The organism is Microcystis sp. LE19-84.1B, assembly GCF_027531875.1.
Taxonomy (GTDB): domain Bacteria; phylum Cyanobacteriota; class Cyanobacteriia; order Cyanobacteriales; family Microcystaceae; genus Microcystis; species Microcystis panniformis.
In genome coordinates, this window is sequence record NZ_JAPZSR010000182.1 from 1 (window position 1) to 1770 (window position 1770).

The window sequence follows — 1770 nt, forward strand, 5'->3', positions numbered from 1 at the left end:
GAACCCTTATATAGAAAGGCATTTAGCGATTTTTGTCAATTGTTTTTGCTCTAGAGCGAACTAATCAATTAAGTCTCTTGCCAGATAAGGATTTAGTCGATTTATGCCCCCCTATCGAACCATACCAAGTAACGAAGAACCAGACAGTCAAAGACTGACAAATAATTCGCCCGAAAGTCCCTAAATCAGCGATCGAAGTTGCCTTCCCTACTAATAATCCTAAGTTGTCTATACCTTCTCTGTGCGCCGCTTTCTCGATCAACGAGAAGGCCTGATGACGTGGGATTAAAGATTCGGGATGATCGAGCGCAAATAAGGGTAATTTTACCTCCTCTAATAATTTTTCCGTGGGGGAACCGATGCGATGAAGAAACGTAACAAAGGGTAACAAAGTATTAACCCGAAGCAGGGGGATATATTTCATCTCATTAGAGAACAAGTCGGCGAAAGGAAACTGTGAAGATTATCGCGATTTTGGCGTGAGATGGCAAGAAAAATTTTGATGACACGCTATATTGAATGTCGAAATTGTGAAAACTACCATCTATTACCTCAACTCGTCACTCTTTTTCGACAGAACAATGCCCTGACTTCCCCCAGGTCAAATTTATAAACTTTTGCTGATGAAAACAACCAAATCTTAGAATTGAGGAATAAAATAGAGGTTCTCCAGCAAGAGAAGCGGTAAAAGCCATCAATCAATCAATCAAAAAACAAGTCACCAGTTTAATTAATAATTCCTCGGTTATTTTTGCGAGCAGTCTAAGCACATTAACAAAAACTAGATTTTCAGAGCTGCCATGAATTTTCTGCCAAAAATCCTTTTACTGGGTCTAATTAGCTCCTCTGGGCTGGGAATCGTTTCCCCAGTCTCAGCAGAAACTCCCCCAAAAATTGAACCCAAGGCCCTAGCAATTCTCAAGCAAATGAGCGATCGCTTAAGTGCCGCTCGTTCCCTGGCCTTTACCGCCACTATCACCTACGAGAGTCCCAGTCGTATCGGCCCACCTCTGGTGTACACAACGATCGCCGATGTCACCCTGGAACGGCCCAATAAGCTCAGGGTGATTAGTCCGGGAGACGGTCAGGCTAACCAATTCTACTACGATGGCAAAACTATTACCGCCTATTTGCCAACGGAAAATCTGGTGGCTGTCACCAAAGCTCCTAACAATCTCGATGCCGCTTTAAAATTGGCTTACGATGCCGCCGCCATCTATTTCCCCTTTACCGATATCATCGTTGCCGATCCCTACCAAGATATCGCCCCCGGTTTGACCTATGCCTTCTTGATCGGACAATCGCAAGTGGTGGGGGGAACCACCACCAAGATGATAGCGATCGCTAATAACAAAATTTTTGCCCAATTGTGGATCGGGGTCGAAGATAAACTGCCCCGCATGATCCGCGCCGTCTATCGCGACGATCCCGCTCGTCTTCGTCATCGGAAATTTTGGGTCTGAAACCCCGCCGTTTTAGGTTGGCTTTGCTGTTAAATCTTAGCGCATTTACAAAATATGTGTTAGAATGTGAGGTATGGAAAAAGCCTATTCGTTTCGATTTTACCCCACACCCGAACAAGAGTCGCTATTGCGGCGCACTTTGGGCTGTGTAAGATTGGTTTACAACAAAGCTCTCCACGAACGAACACAAGCTTGGTACGAAAAGCAAGAAAGAGTAGGATATGCTCAAACTTCTTCAATGTTGACCGATTGGAAAAAGCAAGAAGAATTAGACTTTCTCAATGAGGTAAGCTGTGTACCTTTACAA

At 44.2% G+C, this 1770-nt stretch carries 2 protein-coding genes and 1 pseudogene; 2 read left to right on the forward strand and 1 reads right to left on the reverse strand.

Annotation, left to right across the window (positions count from 1 at the left end; all coding sequences use genetic code 11):
- Positions 1 to 202: 202 nt before the first annotated feature.
- A pseudogene (locus tag O9324_RS10975) lies at positions 203 to 424 on the reverse strand (AraC family transcriptional regulator); the annotation flags it as partial.
- Between the two features lie 376 nt (positions 425 to 800).
- On the opposite strand from O9324_RS10975, the gene O9324_RS10980 reads away from it, so the two are divergent.
- Both O9324_RS10980 and O9324_RS10985 read left to right on the forward strand, forming a co-directional pair.
- Positions 801 to 1463: a DUF2092 domain-containing protein gene (locus O9324_RS10980; protein ID WP_002769111.1), complete on the forward strand. Its 663-nt coding sequence runs from the start codon at positions 801 to 803 to the stop codon at positions 1461 to 1463.
- A 73-nt stretch (positions 1464 to 1536) separates the two neighbouring features.
- Positions 1537 to 1770: helix-turn-helix domain-containing protein (locus O9324_RS10985; protein ID WP_288140198.1), on the forward strand; the 234-nt coding region annotated here is incomplete at its 3' end.